Annotated in this window: 9 protein-coding genes; 4 read left to right on the plus strand and 5 right to left on the minus strand. The window is 74.0% G+C overall.

The window, feature by feature from the left end:
- Window positions 1–184 precede the first annotated feature (184 nt).
- Window positions 185–808, plus strand: a complete 624-nt coding sequence (locus tag DJ476_RS21850; protein WP_175451788.1) for a TetR/AcrR family transcriptional regulator — start codon at window positions 185–187, stop codon at window positions 806–808.
- Window positions 809–943: 135 nt separating this feature from the next.
- On the opposite strand, the gene DJ476_RS21855 is transcribed toward DJ476_RS21850, so the two are convergent.
- The 5 genes from DJ476_RS21855 to DJ476_RS21875 form a co-directional block, all read right to left on the minus strand.
- On the minus strand, window positions 944–2173 hold the full coding sequence (locus tag DJ476_RS21855; RefSeq protein ID WP_112491347.1) for a hypothetical protein: 1230 nt from the start codon (window positions 2171–2173) through the stop codon (window positions 944–946).
- 547 nt (window positions 2174–2720) lie between these two features.
- Window positions 2721–3599 carry a carbohydrate ABC transporter permease gene (locus tag DJ476_RS21860; RefSeq protein WP_112491348.1) on the minus strand — a complete coding sequence of 293 codons (879 nt, stop codon included), beginning with the start codon at window positions 3597–3599 and terminating at the stop codon, window positions 2721–2723.
- On the minus strand, window positions 3596–4882 hold the full coding sequence (locus tag DJ476_RS21865; protein ID WP_112492583.1) for a carbohydrate ABC transporter permease: 1287 nt from the start codon (window positions 4880–4882) through the stop codon (window positions 3596–3598). Before DJ476_RS21865 ends, DJ476_RS21860 begins: the two co-directional genes overlap by 4 nt.
- A gap of 91 nt (window positions 4883–4973) precedes the next feature.
- Window positions 4974–6335: an ABC transporter substrate-binding protein gene (locus DJ476_RS21870; RefSeq protein WP_070200526.1), complete on the minus strand. Its 1362-nt coding sequence runs from the start codon at window positions 6333–6335 to the stop codon at window positions 4974–4976.
- A gap of 371 nt (window positions 6336–6706) precedes the next feature.
- Window positions 6707–10936, minus strand: a complete 4230-nt coding sequence (locus DJ476_RS21875; RefSeq protein ID WP_112491349.1) for an FHA domain-containing protein — start codon at window positions 10934–10936, stop codon at window positions 6707–6709.
- A 558-nt stretch (window positions 10937–11494) separates the two neighbouring features.
- On the opposite strand from DJ476_RS21875, the gene DJ476_RS21880 reads away from it, so the two are divergent.
- From DJ476_RS21880 to prfB, 3 genes are all read left to right on the plus strand, one after another.
- Complete coding sequence (locus DJ476_RS21880) at window positions 11495–13189, plus strand: serine/threonine-protein kinase (RefSeq protein ID WP_103418838.1); 1695 nt, start codon at window positions 11495–11497, stop codon at window positions 13187–13189.
- A 159-nt stretch (window positions 13190–13348) separates the two neighbouring features.
- Complete coding sequence (locus DJ476_RS21885) at window positions 13349–14599, plus strand: serine/threonine-protein kinase (RefSeq protein ID WP_103418839.1); 1251 nt, start codon at window positions 13349–13351, stop codon at window positions 14597–14599.
- A gap of 93 nt (window positions 14600–14692) precedes the next feature.
- Window positions 14693–15799 (plus strand): peptide chain release factor 2, encoded by a 1107-nt coding sequence (gene prfB, locus DJ476_RS21890; RefSeq protein ID WP_029395694.1) that lies wholly within the window; start codon window positions 14693–14695, stop codon window positions 15797–15799.
- Window positions 15800–16103: the final 304 nt, after the last annotated feature.

Consider the following 16103-nt stretch of genomic DNA (forward strand, 5'->3'; position numbering starts at 1 on the left):
CTGCTGTCTGGCTCACCACGAACGGTCACTTTCGGTGAAGGGGCAGGAGGAAGGGGAGGGTAGGACGGTACGGTCCCGTGGGGACGCCCTCGTTGGGACGGGACCGTATCGTCGTAACGCCGAGAGTAGGACGCTTGTACGTCGCAACGCAACCGTCCCGTCGTGGCGCACTATCATTCGGGCCATGACCACCGAACGCGGAACCCGCCGCCGCGCCCCCGCGGGCGCCGCCGTCCTGCGCGAGGACGTCACCGACGCCATCCGTGCGGCCGTCTTCGAGGAACTGGCCGCGGTGGGGTTCGCCCGGATGTCCATCGAGGGCATCGCGCGGCGCGCGGGCGTCGGCAAGACCGCCGTCTACCGCCGCTGGAAGTCCAAGCTCGCCCTTGTCCTCGACCTGGTCGCGGCCGTCGCCGCGCAGGGCATGCCCGCCCCGGCCACCGGTTCGCTGTACGGGGACGTCCGCGCCGTCCTCGAACTCGCCGCCTACGCCCTGCGCCACCCGGTCGCCTCGCAGGTCATCCCGGACCTGCTGGTGGAGGCCGCCCGCAATCCGGAGATCTCCGAGGCGATCAAGGCCGCCCTCCTCGACCAGCAGCAGGGCGTCGCCGCCGTGGTGGTGCGGGAGGCGGTGGCCCGGGGCGAGCTGCCGGAGGGGAGCGATCCGGACCGGGCCCTCGACCTGATCGTCGGGCCGCTCTACTGGCGGCTCGTCGTGGTCCGGGGCGAGCTGCCGAAGGGGTACCTGGACGATCTGGCCGCCTCGGCGGTGGCCGCGCTGCGGAGCGGTGACGTGGGCGGAGGGTGAGCCGACCCCCTCTCCCTCTCCCGGGGGAGCACCCGCCGGGGCTGAGCCCCGCCCGCGCGGTCGCCGCTCCCGTACATAACAGATCTCACCGCTCCTGGACGTACCGGATGTCACCGCTCCCGTACGTCCTGGGTCTCACCGCTCCGGTACGCGCGCCAGCACCTCTCCCGTGCGCGGGCTGTACGCCAGCACCGACGCGTCCCCCGGCAGCTTCTGGAACCGGGTCAGCAGCACCCACCGCACCCCGTACCGCCCGGTGATCCGGTCCCGTTCCTCCTGCGGGGTCGCCGCCTTCAGGTACTCCGCCACCGCCCTGCCCCGGGCGCGCCGCTCCGCCGCCGGGAGGCCCGCGTCCGGCAGCCCCTCCGCGAGGACGTACGCCCCGTGCCCGGCCAGGGCGTACATCGCCGGGCGGCTGTCCGTCAGCACCACCTCACCGGGCGGGATGTGCGCGGTGGCCCAGGTGTACGGCTCCCCGGTCACCGGGGCACCGCCGGTCGCCGGGCGGCTCGTGGCACCGGCCGACGACGGGGCCTGCTCGGCGGTGAGCCCGCTGTAGTACGGCCACACCGCCGCCACGGCCGCCGCACAGAGCGCGGCCAGCGCCCACCGCCGTACCGTCGGCCTGATCCGGGTCCGCTGCACCACCGCGATCAGCGCGACCACGCCCAGCGCCGCCCCGAACGCCGTCGGCGGATGCACCAGCAGGACGAGCCCGAGCAGCGCCCCGATCCCCGCCGCCTCCGCCCACCGGGGGCACCGCCCCGGCAGCCGTCCGGCGACCGGGCGGGGGACCCGGGTGACCGCGCGCCCGGTCCACGCCCACAGATGCAGGGTGACCGCCACCGCGAACGTGCTCGGCGCGCTCCACCTCCCCGGGTCCGCCCAGTGGATCAGGGCCAGCGGGATCAGGGCGAGGACCGGCACCCAGCGGTTCGGGGTCAGTACCCGGGCCAGCCGGCCGATCCCGGTCAGCAGCAGCGCCAGGTTCACCGCCGCCGACAGCGCCAGCACGGTCTGCCCGGAGAGCCCGCTCGCCCGGGCGCCCAGCCCCTGGAGCACGGCGTACGGGGAGTAGTGCGCGCTGGCCACGGCCGGCAGGTCCGTCATCGGGAACGTCGGGTGCAGCAGGTCGGCCCGCAGCCGTTCGACGACGGCCGCGTTCAGCCCGGCCTCGCAGCACATGGGTACCTGCCAGGCCGCCGCCGAGAGCACGGCCCACAGCAGACCGGCCAGCAGGACGTAGGGCGAGGGCAGCCACCGGGGCGCCGCGACGTACTGGTCGACGCCGTCGGCGGCCGCGCGCGGGGGCGACGAGGGAGGGGCGTCGGACGGGGCGGGGGTGGCGGAAGAGGGGAGGGACACAGGACATGGGTTCCGTGTCCGGGGCCGTCCCTCCCGGCCGCCACTCTTCCGGGCGAAGCACGGGAGAGGCCTGAGCGGGGGCCCGGCGGTTCTTCCGGGGAGCAAGGGGTGGCGGAGCGGCCGGGTGGAGCGGCCGGGGAGATCGGTAGGGGGCGTTGGGCCGACCGCCGCTCCGAGGTGGCGGGAGACCGGGGGCGGGTGCAGGGAGTGCCGGTAGGAGGGCTCCCGCGGCGGCCTGGGTGCCGCCGCGTCGGCTCCGCGCCCGGAGGGGGACAGCGGCAGCGGCAGGCTGTTCGTCTCGCCGAGGAGGGGCCCAGGAGCAGCGCCCAGGAGGATGATCCGCCGCACCACCCGCTCGGCCGCGTTCCCGTCGTCGTACGGACCGGGGGCGCCGGATCGGGCGACATACGCGGCGAAGCGGCCCGGTTCCGGGAAACCGGGCCGCTTCGGACGACCGGACCGCCTCGGACCGACGTACGGCTGTACGTGCCGACTGCGGCTGTACGTGCCGCCGTGCGCGGTTCCGGGCAACGGGGGCCTTACGAGGTCACTTGACCGCCCCCGCCATGACGCCCGACACGAACTGCCGCTGGAAGGCGAAGAACACCGCCAGCGGGATCACCATCGACACGAACGCGCCCGGCGCCAGCACGTCGATGTTGTTGCCGAACTGCCGCACCTGCTGCTGGAGCGCCACGGTGATCGGTGGCGAGTCGGAGCCCGCGAAGATCAGCGCCACCAGCATGTCGTTCCACACCCACAGGAACTGGAAGATCCCGAGCGAGGCGATCGCCGGACCGCCCAGCGGCATCACGACCCGGGTGAAGAGACGGATCTCGCCCGCCCCGTCGAGCCGCGCCGCCTCCAGCAGTTCGCGCGGGATCTCCGCGAAGAAGTTCCGCAGCAGGAAGATCGCGAACGGCAGCCCGAAGGCCGTGTGGAACAGGACCACCCCGAGCGTCGTCTCGAAGATCCCTATGGTGCCGAAGAGTTCGGAGACCGGGATCAGCGCGACCTGTACGGGGACCACCAACAGGCCCACGACCAGCAGGAACCACCAGTCGCGGCCGGGGAAGTCCAGCCAGGCGAAGGCGTATCCGGCGAGCGAGCCGATCACCACCACCAGGACGGTGGACGGCACGGTGATCATGACGGTGTTGAGAAGCGATCCCGTGATCGTCGAATTGTCCAGCAGACGCTGGTAGTTGGAGAAGGTCAGCTCGGACGGGGCGGTGAACACCCGCCACCAGCCGGTGGCGGCGATGTCCTCGGGCGCGCGGAGCGACGAGAAGAACAGTCCGATCGTCGGCATGATCCAGAAGAGGGCGACCAGGACCAGGAAGACCCGCATCACCCCGCCACCGGCGCGGGCGGCGATCCGGGCGGCGAGGGACCGCGTGGCCTTGGGTTCCGTCGGCGTACTCATCGCTGCCTCTCCTTCCGTATCCGCCGGATGTTGAAGAGCATCACCGGCAGCACCAGGAGCAGCAGAAGCACCGCGATGGCGCTGCCGATGCCCAGGTCGGCGTCCGTGCCGAAGGAGGACCGGTACAGCTGGAGGGCCAGGACGTTGGCGTCGTCCTGGGTGGAGCCCGGCGCGATGATGAAGACCAGGTCGAAGACCTTCAGCACGTTGATCATCAGCGTCACCAGCACCACCGCCAGCACGGGCGCCAGCATCGGCACGGTGATCCGGCGGAACACCTGCCACTCGTTGGCGCCGTCCACCCGGGCCGCCTCCAGGAGTTCGCGCGGCAGCCCGGCGAGACCGGCTGCGATCAGCACCATCGCGAACCCGGCCCACATCCACACGTAACTCCCGATGATCCCGGGGGTGACGAGCGTCGGGCCGAGCCAGTCGACCCCGTTGTACGGCTCGCGGAAGTTCTCGGCGGGCAGTCGCAGTCGGGCCCCGTCCGCCGACGCGGGCAGGGTGAACACCCCGTCGGCCCCGGCGGTCGCGGTGGCGACGACCTTGCCGTCCCGGACCGCCTCCACCTTCAGCCCCTTCAGCCCCAGCTCCTCCGGGTCGACGACATTCGGCTTCCCGCCGCCGCCCCGGGTGAAGTCCAGCCAGGCCGTCCCGGTGATCGCGTCCCCGTCCGCCACCGGGTCCGCCTTCGCCGGGCGGGCGTCGGCGGGCATCTTGGCCGGGGCCACGCCCACCAGCGGCACCTGGACCGGCACCCCGGCCCGTACCGGCTCCTTGGAGACGTACGACCCGCCCTCACCCTTCTCCAGCGGATGGACGGGCAGCGGCCGCGCCTTGGGGAAGCCCGCCGACTCGCTGAACATGTCGTGCACGCTCACCGCGACGGCGTTGGCCACCCCGCGCTCGGGCGCCTGGTCGTAGACGAGCCGGAAGATGATGCCCGCCGCCAGCATCGAGATCGCCATCGGCATGAAGACGATCAGCTTGAACGCCGTGCCCCAGCGGATGCGTTCGGTCAGCACCGCGAAGATCAGGCCCAGCGCGGTGGCGACGGTCGGGGCGAAGACCACCCAGATCGCGTTGTTCTTCACCGCGGTGAGGATCGTCTCGTCGGTGAAGAGCGCCTTGTAGTTGTCGATCCCGGCGAAGCCCGTACCGGCCTGGTCGAAGAACGACCGGTAGACCGAATAGCCGATCGGGTAGACCACCAGCGCGCCGAGCAGCACCAGCGCGGGGAGCAGGAACGCGGCCGCGATGACCTTACGGGTCCCGGTCACACTCCGGGCTCCGGGCTTGGGGGACGGGCGCCGGTCCGTGGAGGCGGAGGGCGCCGCGCCGGCACCCTCCGCGTTCGTCGTCGCCACCGCGTCAGCTCTTGTACGCCTTGGCGGCCTCGGACTCCAGCTTCTGCTGGGCCCCCGCGATGTCCTTCGGGTTCTTCAGGAAGTCCTGGAGGATCTTCCACTGGCCCTTCCCGGGCGTCCCGCCGAACGACTGCGGGGCCTGGTCGGACATGTCGAAGCGGACGTCGTCCCCGGCCGCGACGAGCGCCTCGGCCATCGTGCGCTGCACGTCGTTGGGGTACGCGGCCGAGTCCAGGTTCTTGTTCGGGGAGATGAACCCGCCCGCCTCCGCCCAGATCTTCGCCGCGTCCGCCGAGGCCAGCCAGGTCAGCAGCGCCTGGGCGCCCTTGCTGTCCTTCAGCGCCACGGCCGCGTCGCCGCCGGTCACCACGGGGGAGTCCGCGCCGACCGCGGGGAACGGGAAGACCTTCGCGTCCGTACCGATCTTCGCCTCGGTCTGCGCGATGTTGATGGAGACGAAGTCGCCCTCGAAGACCATGGCGCCCTTGGGCTGGTCGCCCCCGGTGAACGTCTGGGTCACCGAGGCCGGGAACTCTGTCTGGAGCGCCCCGTCCGCACCGCCCGCGATCAGCTCCGGCTTGCCGAACAGCTCGGCCAGCGTCGTCAGCGCGTCCTTGACCGACGGGTCGGTCCACGGGATCTCGTGCTTGGCCAGCTGGTCGTACTTCTCCGGGCCCGCCTGGGAGAGGTAGACGTTCTCGAACCAGTCGGTGAGCGTCCAGCCGTCGGCGCCCGCTACGGAGACCGGGGTGACCCCGGAGGCGGATATGGTCTCCGCGGTGGTGATGAAGTCCTTCCAGGTCTTCGGCTCACTGGCGCCCGCGTTGTCGAAGGCCGCCGCGTTGTACCAGATCAGGGACTTGTTGGCGGCCTTGAAGTACACCCCGTACTGGGTGCCGTCGACCGCCCCGAGATCCTGCCAGACCTTGGCGTAGTTCTTGGTCAGCTGGGCCTTGGCCTCCTCACCGACCGGCTTGGCCCACTTCTTGGCCACCGCCTGCTGGATGGCGCCCACCTGCGGGATCATCGCGACGTCGGGGGGCTCGCCGCCCGCGATCTTCGTACCGAGGAAGTTGACGATCGGGTCCTGGGCCGGGACGAAGCTGACCTTCGCCCCCGTGCGCTTCTCGAACTCTCCCAGCACCTTGGTGAAGTTGGCCTGCTCGGGCCCTGTCCAGACCGCGGCGACGGAGATGTTCTCGCCGTCCAGCTTCGGCAGGGTGACGGTGGGGGCGCTGTCCGTGCCCTTGTCCGTCCCGCCGCCCGACTTCTTCGCATCGCCGCCGTCCCCGCAGCCCGTCAGCGCCAGCGCGCCGACCGCCGTGAGGACGAGGGCTGCCCTGCGTAGGGAAAGGGTTGTCCGCATCTCTGCCCCGTCTCTTCCGTACGCGCCCGACTACGTTGTCGTCGCCCGGCCCGCGTCGTCCGTGCGCACAGTCCTACGCCCGGCGCACGGGCCCCGCAATACCGCCACCGGCCCCAACACGGTGATCGTGATGGCCTCGTGACGTCACGTCAGCAAATGCCGGGGGATGTGGCGGAATGAGGTGAGGAAGGGGCGGGCAGGGGCAGGAGTGGTAGGTCGGGAGCCGGGCCGGGAGTGTGCGTGGCGGGGCTCGGGGCGGGTGCGTTTCGCGTGTTTACGGGCTCCGGGGGCGTGGGTTCACGTCGGGGTGCGGTGCGGCTGGGGACGTGTGCTGCCCGGCTCGCGTCGGGTGTGTTTCGGGGCTGACGGGCTCACGTCGGGAACGGGATCAGCGGGGGCAGCCGCTCGGCGTTCACCGAACGGGCCGCGCGCTCCAGGGCGCTGGCGAGCAGGGCCAGGTCGGTCGGGCCGTTGCCCAGCTCGCGGACCGGGCGGCGGGTCGGCGGATCACCCATCCGTTCCCACTCCAGCGGTACGACGGTGGGCCGCAGCGTTGCCGTACGCGGGATGCGCCCCGTGACGCGGCCCCCCTGGAACGGCGTCACCCGGCCGTCCGGGTGGCCCAACCTGCCCCGGCCCGGGGCCGGTTCGTCCGGGGAAGGCGGCAGGACCGGCGCGTCCAGCACGATGCGCAGCCTCGCCCCCCGGGCCAGCTCGGTGTCCTCCGTGCGGTCCGGGCGCGCCGAGGTGGCCACCAGGTGCACCCCGAGCCGGCCGCCGTCCCGGGCCACGGCCTCCAGCGCCCGCACCACGGAACCGGCGGCGGGGCGGCCGGGGCTGCCGAGCCCCGGGGCGACCAGTGCGTCGAAGTCGTCGGCCAGCACCACCAGGCGCGGCAGCGGAGAGGGCCCCGGGTCCGACGCCCGGGCGGCGACCCGGCGCAGCCGCAGGGTCCCGCTGGCCGCGGAGTCCAGGTCGCCCCGGCGCTCGGCGCCGCTCGGCGGACGCTGGCCCACGACCCGCCGGGGCTCCGCCTGCTCGACCGCCTCCGCGTGCCGGGCGTGCCAGGTGGCGAAGTCCAGCGGGCCCAGCAACTCGGCGCGGCGCTTCAGCTCGCCGCCCAGGGCCTGCGCGAACTCCCGCATCCGGACCGGGTCGGAGGCGACGAGGTGGGTGAAGACGTGCGGCAGCTCCGTACAGGGGAGCAGCCCCTCGCCGCGCTCCTCGGGTTTCCCGCCCGCACCGTCGACCAGCAGGATGCCGAGCCGGTCGGGCCGGGCGGAGGCGGCGAGCGAGGCCGCGACGGCCCGCAGCAACTCGGTGCGCCCGCTGCCCGCGGGGCCCTCGATGAGCAGGTGCGGCCCCTCGTCGGCGAGATCGACGCTGAGGGGCCCCCGGGGCCCGGCACCGAGCACGAGCACGGGCCGCCCGGAGTCACCCGCCTGTGGTGCGTGCCCCGGAGCCTCCCCACCCTGCGGGCCGACCCGGGGGGTGCGGCTGGAGTCACGGGTCTCCGCGCCCGGGTACGGCGTGCGCTCCGAGTCCCGGGTGTGGGCGCCGGGGTAGGGCGTGCCCCTGGAGTCCCTCGCGTCGGCGCCGGGGTACGGCGTGCGGCTGGAGTCCCTGCCCTCCGCGCCCGGGTAGGGCGTGCGGGCCGAGTCGCGGCCGCCGGCGCCGGGGCGAGGCATGCGGCCGGAGCCCCGGGCCTCGGGGCCCGGGTACGGGGTGTGCCCGTAGTCCACGTCGTCCGTGTCCGGGTACAGCGTGCGGCTGGAGTCCCGGCTGCCGGCCCCTGGGTACGGCGTACGGCCCGAGCTGCGGCTGTCCGTCCCGGGGTACGGCGTGCGCCCCGAACTCCGGCTCTCCGCGCCCGGGTACGGCGTACGGCCGGAGTCCTGATGCGTGGCCGAGGGGTACGGCGTACGGCCGGAGTCCCTGGCGTCTGCCCCCGGGTACGGGGTACGGCCGGTGTCCCGGTCGCCCGCCCCCGCCCCCGGATACGGCGTCCGCCCCGAAGCCGGGTCGCCCGGGTACGCAGTGCGCCCCGAGCCCCGGTCTTCCGTGCCCGGGTACGGCGTCCGGCCCGTACCGGAGTCGCCCGGGTACGGGATGCGCCCCGACGCCGGGGTGTCCTGGGAGCGGCGGTGCTCGGCTGCTGTGCGCTGGGGGCCCACGCGGGGGCCCGCGCTCAGGGTGCGGCCGGAGCCGGGGGTCTCCAGGTCCGCCCGGGAGGGGGCGGTGGCGGGGCGGGGGAGCGAGGCGCCCGGCTGGTCGTCCGCCGTGGAGGCCCAGCGGGCCATGAGCGAGGCCGGGGTCGCGCGGGCCAGGCCCAGCTCGTCCAGCAGCCGGGCCGAGGGCGGCAGCGCGGCCGTCGTCGGGCGGCCCGCCAGTGCGGCCGAACCCTCGTCGCGCAGGGGCGCCAGCGCCCGCCCGAACCGCTCGGCCCAGGCCGCCGACACCGCGTCCACCGCCGCCACCGTGCCGTGGCCCGCCGCCTGGCCGCCCGCCGTACGCAGCAGCCGCAACGCCGTCGCCACATCGCCGCTCAGCATCGCGACCGCCCCGCACTCGCGGAAGGCGATCGAGGCCCGGCAGGCGGCGTCGTACGTCGCGGCCACCGGGGAGGTGGGCGAGGCCGCCGGGGTCTCGGCCAGACAGATCAGATGGATGCCGGCCGCAGCCCCCGCACCGGCCAGCCGGGCCGTCGTCTCGCGCAGCGCCGCCGTACCGGGGTCGCCGTCCAGCACGACCACCGTGTGCGGGCCCTTGTGCGCGTGGGCGGCGTCGGCCACCTCGGTGCGGTCCAGGTTCGGCCAGCCGGGGCCGAGCGGACCCTCGTCGAGGCGGCGGACCAGCTCGGCCGTCCGGGCGTCCGCCTGCTCACGGTCGTACGCGAGGAGGAGCCGGCAGTCCTGCCCGTGCATCGGGCGCAGATGCGGCAGCCACCCCAGCCAGGACCACTCGCGCCGCCGCTCCTCCAGGGAGCGGGAGCGGTCCGTGGAGATGAGCACGATCTCCAGGTCGAAGGGGGAGTGCAGGGCGGCGAGCTGGGCCACCGTGGCACGGGCCAGCCCCGCCAGCCGGGCGCGCGGCCCGGCGAGCCCGAGCGAACCGGCCTCCCGCAGCCCCACCGTCACCGGCACCGACGGCACATCGGCCCGGTCGGTCGTCCCGAGCCGCACCACCAGCGCCTCCGGGTGCCCGTCGTGGCGCTCCCACAGGCGGGGCCCCGGGCCCAGCGCGGTCAGCAGCACCGCCGCCGGGTCCGGCCAGGTGCCCTCGGGCGCGGACGGCACGGCGGAGAAGGGGGAGAGCGGCGAGACGGGCGTGGCCAGATGACCGGAGTCGCCACCGGCACCGAAGGAGCCCGGAGAACCGGAGGAGTCGAAGGAGCCGGAAGCACCGGCGGCACCGGCCGGGGGAGCGGCGTACGCACCCGGCCCCGGGGCCCCCGCCGGATGGCCGTGACCGTGACCGTGGGCATCGCCGTACGCGAGTCCGGACGGCTGTCCGTACGCGTGGCCGTCCGGCGCGGCCCCCGTCTCCGGCCATCCGTCCCGTCCCGGCCGCTCCGCCCCCTGTGCCTGCTCGCCGTCCCTGCCGCCGCCCTTGAGCCGTCGGGCCCAGGCGCCTATGCCCCCACGCCGGGGCGCCTCCCCGCCTTCGGGCGCGCGCCGGGCCGAGGCCGTGCCGGATACGCCCTGACCGTGGCCGGGACCGGGCTCCTGGCCCTCGGACCCGTACGCCACCGGCTCCGCGCGGGAGGCCCCGGAGAAGGCACCGGAGGCACGGGCCCCCGCCTGACCCCCGTACGCCTGCCCCGCCCCCTCACCGAGCCCCGCAGGCCCACCGGACCCGTCGAACTCTCCGGACCCGGACCCGGAGCCGGACCCGTCGCCGAAGGCCGTGGACGTCCCCGGCCCCCCGTGGACCGGTCCGTGCGCGGCCTGGTCCGCGCGGCTCACCCGCAGGTGGCCCTCACCGTCCGGGGCCGTCGGCAGCGCCCCGGCGCGCGGGCCCGCCGTGAGCCGGAGGGTGGACTCACCGAGCCGCAGCAGGGCGCCGGGCGGGAAGCGGACGGGCCGGTCGCGGACCTCCGTACCGTCCAGGGAGGTGCCGTTGGTCGAGCCGAGGTCCGCGACCGAGACCCGGCCGTCCTCCGCCACCGTCACCGCGCAGTGCAGCCGGGACACGTCCGGGTCGTCCAGCGGGACGTCGGCCTCGGCGGAGCGGCCGATCCGGATCTGCCCGCCGTGCAGCAGGTGGACCCCGCCCGCGTCCGGCCCGGCGACCACGTGGAGCTGGGCCGGAACGGCGGCGTCCGTCGCCCCGTCCTCGCCGGGGACCTGGAGCGAGAGCACCGCCCCGTCCACCAGCGGCGGCTCACCGAGGGCGATCCGCTGGGCGTCCAGCCGCTCCCGCCCGGCGAAGAGGACCACCGCCCCGCCGCCCTGGGACCCCTCGGGCCCGGAGACCGCCTGGGCCAGGCCGGAGGCGACCGCGGCCAGCGCCGTCCCGGCGGGGGCGGTGACGAGCACATCGCAGGCGCGCGCCGGGGTCTGGCCGCTGCGCGGCGCGAGGACGGTCAGCCGGATCTGCATCGCCGTCGGCGGTCCCTTCTGCGCGGGGTGCCCGGCAGGGGAAACGCCCTGTGATTCCCCCCACCCGGCACGGACAGGTCGTCCGTACAGGTCGTCACGGACCCCGGCCTCCCGACCCGTCAGATCCGTGCTTGGAGGCATCCTCGCACCTGCCACTGACAACACGCCCGCCGGTCACCTTCAAATGATCTTGAATGGTCGGCTGTGGGCGCAAAAGTGCCTGCTTGCGTCCGGTTCCCGCCCCTCCTCCCGGCTCTCCCCGGCTCTTCCCGCCACTCCGGAGCGCGAGCGCACCCCCGCGCTCCACCCCGCGCCGGTCGCGCTCCCACCGCCCCCGACAACCGGCTGCGCCCGCCCCCGACAACCGGCTCCGCCCGCCGCGGCAACCAACTGTCCGGTCTGCGCGTCTTCCCCCGAAACGCGACCCTCGGAACCCCTCCCCGAGAGCCATCCCGCCCCCTTGTCCAGCGGCATTAGAGTGGGCCGGAACATCGGGCCGGGAACATCCGGGCAGGCCCGGGGGACCGCGAGCACCACGATCAGCAGGGAGTGCAAGACGTGCGGCCTGTAGGCAGCAAGTACCTCCTGGAGGAGCCGCTCGGACGCGGCGCCACGGGCACCGTCTGGCGAGCCCGCCAGCGGGAGACCGCGGGCGCCGAGGCGGCCGTCGCCGGGCAGCCCGGCGAGACCGTGGCGATCAAGGTCCTCAAGGAGGAGCTGGCCAACGACGCGGACGTCGTGATGCGGTTCCTGCGGGAGCGCTCGGTCCTCCTGAGGCTCACGCACCCCAACATCGTGCGCACCCGCGACCTGGTCGTCGAGGGCGATCTCCTCGCCCTGGTGATGGACCTGATCGACGGTCCCGACCTGCACCGCTACCTCCGCGAGAACGGCCCGCTCACCGCGGTCGCCGCCTCCCTGCTCACCGCGCAGATCGCGGACGCGCTCGCCGCCAGCCACTCCGACGGCGTCGTCCACCGCGACCTCAAGCCGGCCAACGTCCTGCTCGACGAGCGCGACGGCGGCATGACCCCGATGCTCACCGACTTCGGCATCGCGCGGCTCGCGGACTCCCCGGGGCTGACCCGGACGCACGAGTTCGTCGGCACCCCCGCCTATGTGGCCCCGGAGTCCGCCGAGGGCCGCCCGCAGACCTCCGCCGTGGACATCTACGGCGCGGGCATCCTGCTGTACGAGCTGGTCACCGGCCGCCCGCCGTTCGCCGGGGGCACCGCCCTCGAGGTCCTGCACCGGCACCTCAGCGAGGAGCCCCGCCGCCCCTCCACCGTCCCCGAGCCGCTCTGGACGGTCATAGAGCGCTGCCTGAGCAAGGACCCGGACCGGCGGCCCAGCGCGGAGAACCTGGCCCGTGCGCTGCGTACGGTCGCCGCGGGCATCGGCGTCCACGCCAACTCGGCCCAGATCGCCGCCGCCGAAGGGGTGGGCGCCCTGCTCGCCCCGGACCCGGCGCCCACGGCCGTCCCGGAGACCCCCGGCGCCGCCGACCCCACCCAGGTGCTGCCGAGCAACGCGGGCTCGTACGACCCGGCCGCCGCCACCAGCGTGCTCCCGCAGACCGGGGGACCGGGCGGCCACCGGGGGCCCGGTGGCAACCAGGGCCACGCGGACCCGACCGCCGTCCTGCCGCCCGTACCTCCGCAGCAGCCCGACGGGCAGCCGGACAGCCCGCACCCCTGGCAGTCCCAGCTCCAGGCCGCCCGCGACCGCAACGAGCAGACGCAGGTGCAGTACCTGGACCCCAGCCAGGACCCGCTGCGCCGCCGCCCCCAGCGTCAGGCGCCCCAGCAGCCTCCCCAGCGCCAGCAGCCCCAGCAGCACCGGCAGCAGCCGCTCCAGCAGCAGTACCCGGCGCCGCAGCAACAGCAGCACCAGCCCCAGCGCTACCAGGCGCCCCCACAGCCCCAGCGCCAGCAGTACGCGCCCCAGCCGCAGCAACCCCAGCAGCCTCAGCAGCCCGCCGCGCGCCCGCCGCGCGAACCGCGTCCGCCGAGGCAGCGCAGCGCCAACCCGATGCGCATCCCCGGACTCGGCTGCCTCAAGGGCTGCCTGTTCACCGTGGTGCTCCTCGTCATCGCCGGCTGGCTCATCTGGGAGCTGACCCCGCTCCAGGACTGGGTCGCCCAGGGCAAGGGGTACTGGGAAGCCATCGGTGACGCCATCGGCAAGGTCACCGACTGGATCTCCCAGATCGGTGAGGCCACCGGCGAATCCGGCGGTACGGGCGGAGCCTGACGGGGGGCAGACCCTGCCCCTCCCTGTCCCTTTGTCGACTTCTCCGGGTGGATTACGCCCGGAGAAGTGCGGTTCGGCGCCATCCCGGGCACGCATCACCCCGAGCGCCGCGTAACTTTGTCGACCGGGGGTCCACCGCCAGCCGCTGAGGGAGCAGTCTTGGCACGGAATATCGGCAGCCGGTACACGGCCCACCAGATCCTGGGGCGCGGCAGCGCCGGCACGGTGTGGCTCGGTGAGGGGCCCGAGGGGCCGGTCGCCATCAAGCTGCTCCGTGAGGACCTCGCGTCCGACCAGGAGCTGGTGGGGCGCTTCGTGCAGGAGCGCACCGCCCTGCTCGGGCTCGACCACCCCAACGTGGTCGCCGTCCGGGACCTCGTGGTGGACGGCAACGACCTCGCCCTGGTCATGACCCTCGTCCGCGGCACCGATCTGCGCACCCGCCTGGACCGCGAACGCCGTCTCGCCCCCGAGGCCGCCGTCGCGATCATCGCGGACGTGGCCGACGGCCTGGCCGCCGCCCACAAGGCCCAGATCGTCCACCGGGACGTCAAGCCGGAGAACATCCTGCTCGACATGGAGGGCCCCCTCGGCCCCGGCGGCGCCCACCCCGCCCTGCTCACCGACTTCGGCGTCGCCAAGCTCATCGACACCCCGCGCCGCACCAAGGCCACCAAGATCATCGGTACGCCGGACTATCTGGCCCCCGAGATCGTCGAGGGACTCCCGCCGCGCGCCGCCGTGGACATCTACGCCCTCGCGACCGTGCTGTACGAGCTGCTCGCCGGGTTCACCCCCTTCGGCGGCGGCCACCCCGGCGCGGTCCTGCGCCGCCATGTCACCGAGACCGTCGTCCCGCTCCCCGGCATCCCCGAGGAGCTGTGGCAGCTCCTCGTCCAGTGCCTGGCCAAGGCCCCCGCCTCCCGGCTGCGCGCCTCCGAGCTGGCCACCCGCCTCCGCGACCTGCTCCCGCTCCTGGCCGGCATCCCGCCGCTGGACGTGGACGAGCCCGGCGGCGACGGGGCGGAGCAGCAGCAGGCCGCGTACGACGAGCAGCAGTACACCCCCTCCGCCGAGGAGCCCCGCCGCCGCGGCGCGGTCCCCCTGGTGCCCGGCTCCGCCCCGGACTCCAACCGGGACACCCACACGAGCATGCGCGTCCCCGCCCCCGACGAACTGGCCGGCGGCCCCCTCGGCACTGCCCGCGCCCCGCGCGCCCCCGGAAAGCCGCGCCCCGGCTCCGCCCGCAACAAGGCGGCGGCCGTCCGCAAGCGCCGGATCACCCTGGGCGCCGCGGCCGTCCTGCTCTGCGGAGCGGTGGCGGTCGGCGGCTGGCTGGCCGCGGGCGGCGGCGACGGGGACCCGGCGGGCCCCCAGGACAGCGAGAACTCGGCCCCGGCGACCCCGTAGGAGCCCGTTGCGGGGCCGGTGAGGACCGCATGTGGAGCACGAGGGTTCCCGGGGGAGGGCAAGCTTCTTCCGCCATGCCGTTACGCTGGACCCGTGGCAGTCGTCGATATTTCCGAAGAGCTGAAGTCCCTCTCCTCGACCATGGGGTCGATCGAGGCCGTCCTGGACCTGGATGCGCTGAGGGCGGACATCGCCGCGCTCGAGGAGCAGGCAGCGGCGCCGTCTCTGTGGGACGACCCGGAGGCGGCCCAGAAGATCACCAGCAAGCTTTCCCACCTCCAGGCCGAGGTCCGCAAGGCCGAGGCCCTGCGCGGTCGCATCGACGACCTCGCGGTCCTCTTCGAGCTGGCCGAGGACGAGGGCGACGCCGACACCCTGGCGGAGGCCGAGGCCGAGCTGGAGTCGGTGAAGAAGGCGCTGGACGAGATGGAGGTGCGCACCCTCCTGTCCGGCGAGTACGACGCCCGCGAGGCGCTCGTCACCATCCGCGCCGAGGCCGGTGGGGTCGACGCCGCCGACTTCGCGGAGAAGCTCCAGCGCATGTACCTCCGCTGGGCCGAGCAGCACAACTACAAGACCGAGGTCTACGAGACGGCCTACGCCGAAGAGGCCGGCATCAAGTCGACCACCTTCGCCGTCCAGGTCCCGTACGCCTACGGCACGCTCTCCGTCGAGCAGGGCACCCACCGCCTGGTCCGGATCTCGCCCTTCGACAACCAGGGCCGCCGCCAGACGTCCTTCGCGGGCGTCGAGGTGCTCCCCGTCGTCGAGCAGACCGACCACATCGAGATCGACGAGTCCGAGCTGCGCGTCGACGTGTACCGCTCCTCGGGCCCCGGCGGACAGGGCGTCAACACCACGGACTCCGCGGTCCGTCTGACCCACCTGCCCACCGGCATCGTCGTCTCCTGCCAGAACGAGCGTTCGCAGATCCAGAACAAGGCGTCCGCGATGAACGTCCTCCAGGCCAAGCTCCTCGAGCGCCGCCGCCAGGAGGAGCAGGCCAAGATGAACGCGCTCAAGGGCGACGGCGGCAACTCCTGGGGCAACCAGATGCGTTCCTACGTCCTCCACCCGTACCAGATGGTCAAGGACCTGCGTACGGAGTTCGAGATGGGCAACCCCGAGGCGGTCTTCAACGGCGAGATCGACGGCTTCGTCGAGGCTGGTATCCGCTGGCGCAAGCAGCGCGAGAAGTAGCCTCCGCCGTACGAAGGTTGGGCCCGGACAGGGAACTGTCCGGGCCTTTCCGCGTTCGGGGAGCGCCGGGGCGAGTTGAGGGGAAGGCGAGTTGGGGGGAACCTGTGCCCGATGCGTCACAGTCGGGCTGCCGAATAGCCGTCAAGAACCCCTATATGGGTGCGTACTGCACGGAACGGCCTTGACGGAATCCTTAACTCTGGCCAGGGTGCTAGAGCAGCATGCGTATGTCTGGGACGGATGTGAACCGGGGGCCGGCGGGGGTGACCACGACATGACGTGGCCTCAGCCGAAAGCGATGAGC

The sequence above is a fragment of the Streptomyces bacillaris genome (genome assembly GCF_003268675.1).
Lineage (GTDB): Bacteria > Actinomycetota > Actinomycetes > Streptomycetales > Streptomycetaceae > Streptomyces > Streptomyces bacillaris.

Bases quoted from the DNA above. Each gene is read 5' to 3' on its own strand.
- DJ476_RS21850 (WP_175451788.1), top strand. From the start codon at position 185: ATGACCACCGAACGCGGAACCCGCCGCCGCGCCCCCGCGGGCGCCGCC.
- DJ476_RS21860 (WP_112491348.1), bottom strand. From the start codon at position 3,599: ATGAGTACGCCGACGGAACCCAAGGCCACGCGGTCCCTCGCCGCCCGG.
- DJ476_RS21870 (WP_070200526.1), bottom strand. From the start codon at position 6,335: ATGCGGACAACCCTTTCCCTACGCAGGGCAGCCCTCGTCCTCACGGCG.
- DJ476_RS21875 (WP_112491349.1), bottom strand. From the start codon at position 10,936: ATGCAGATCCGGCTGACCGTCCTCGCGCCGCGCAGCGGCCAGACCCCG.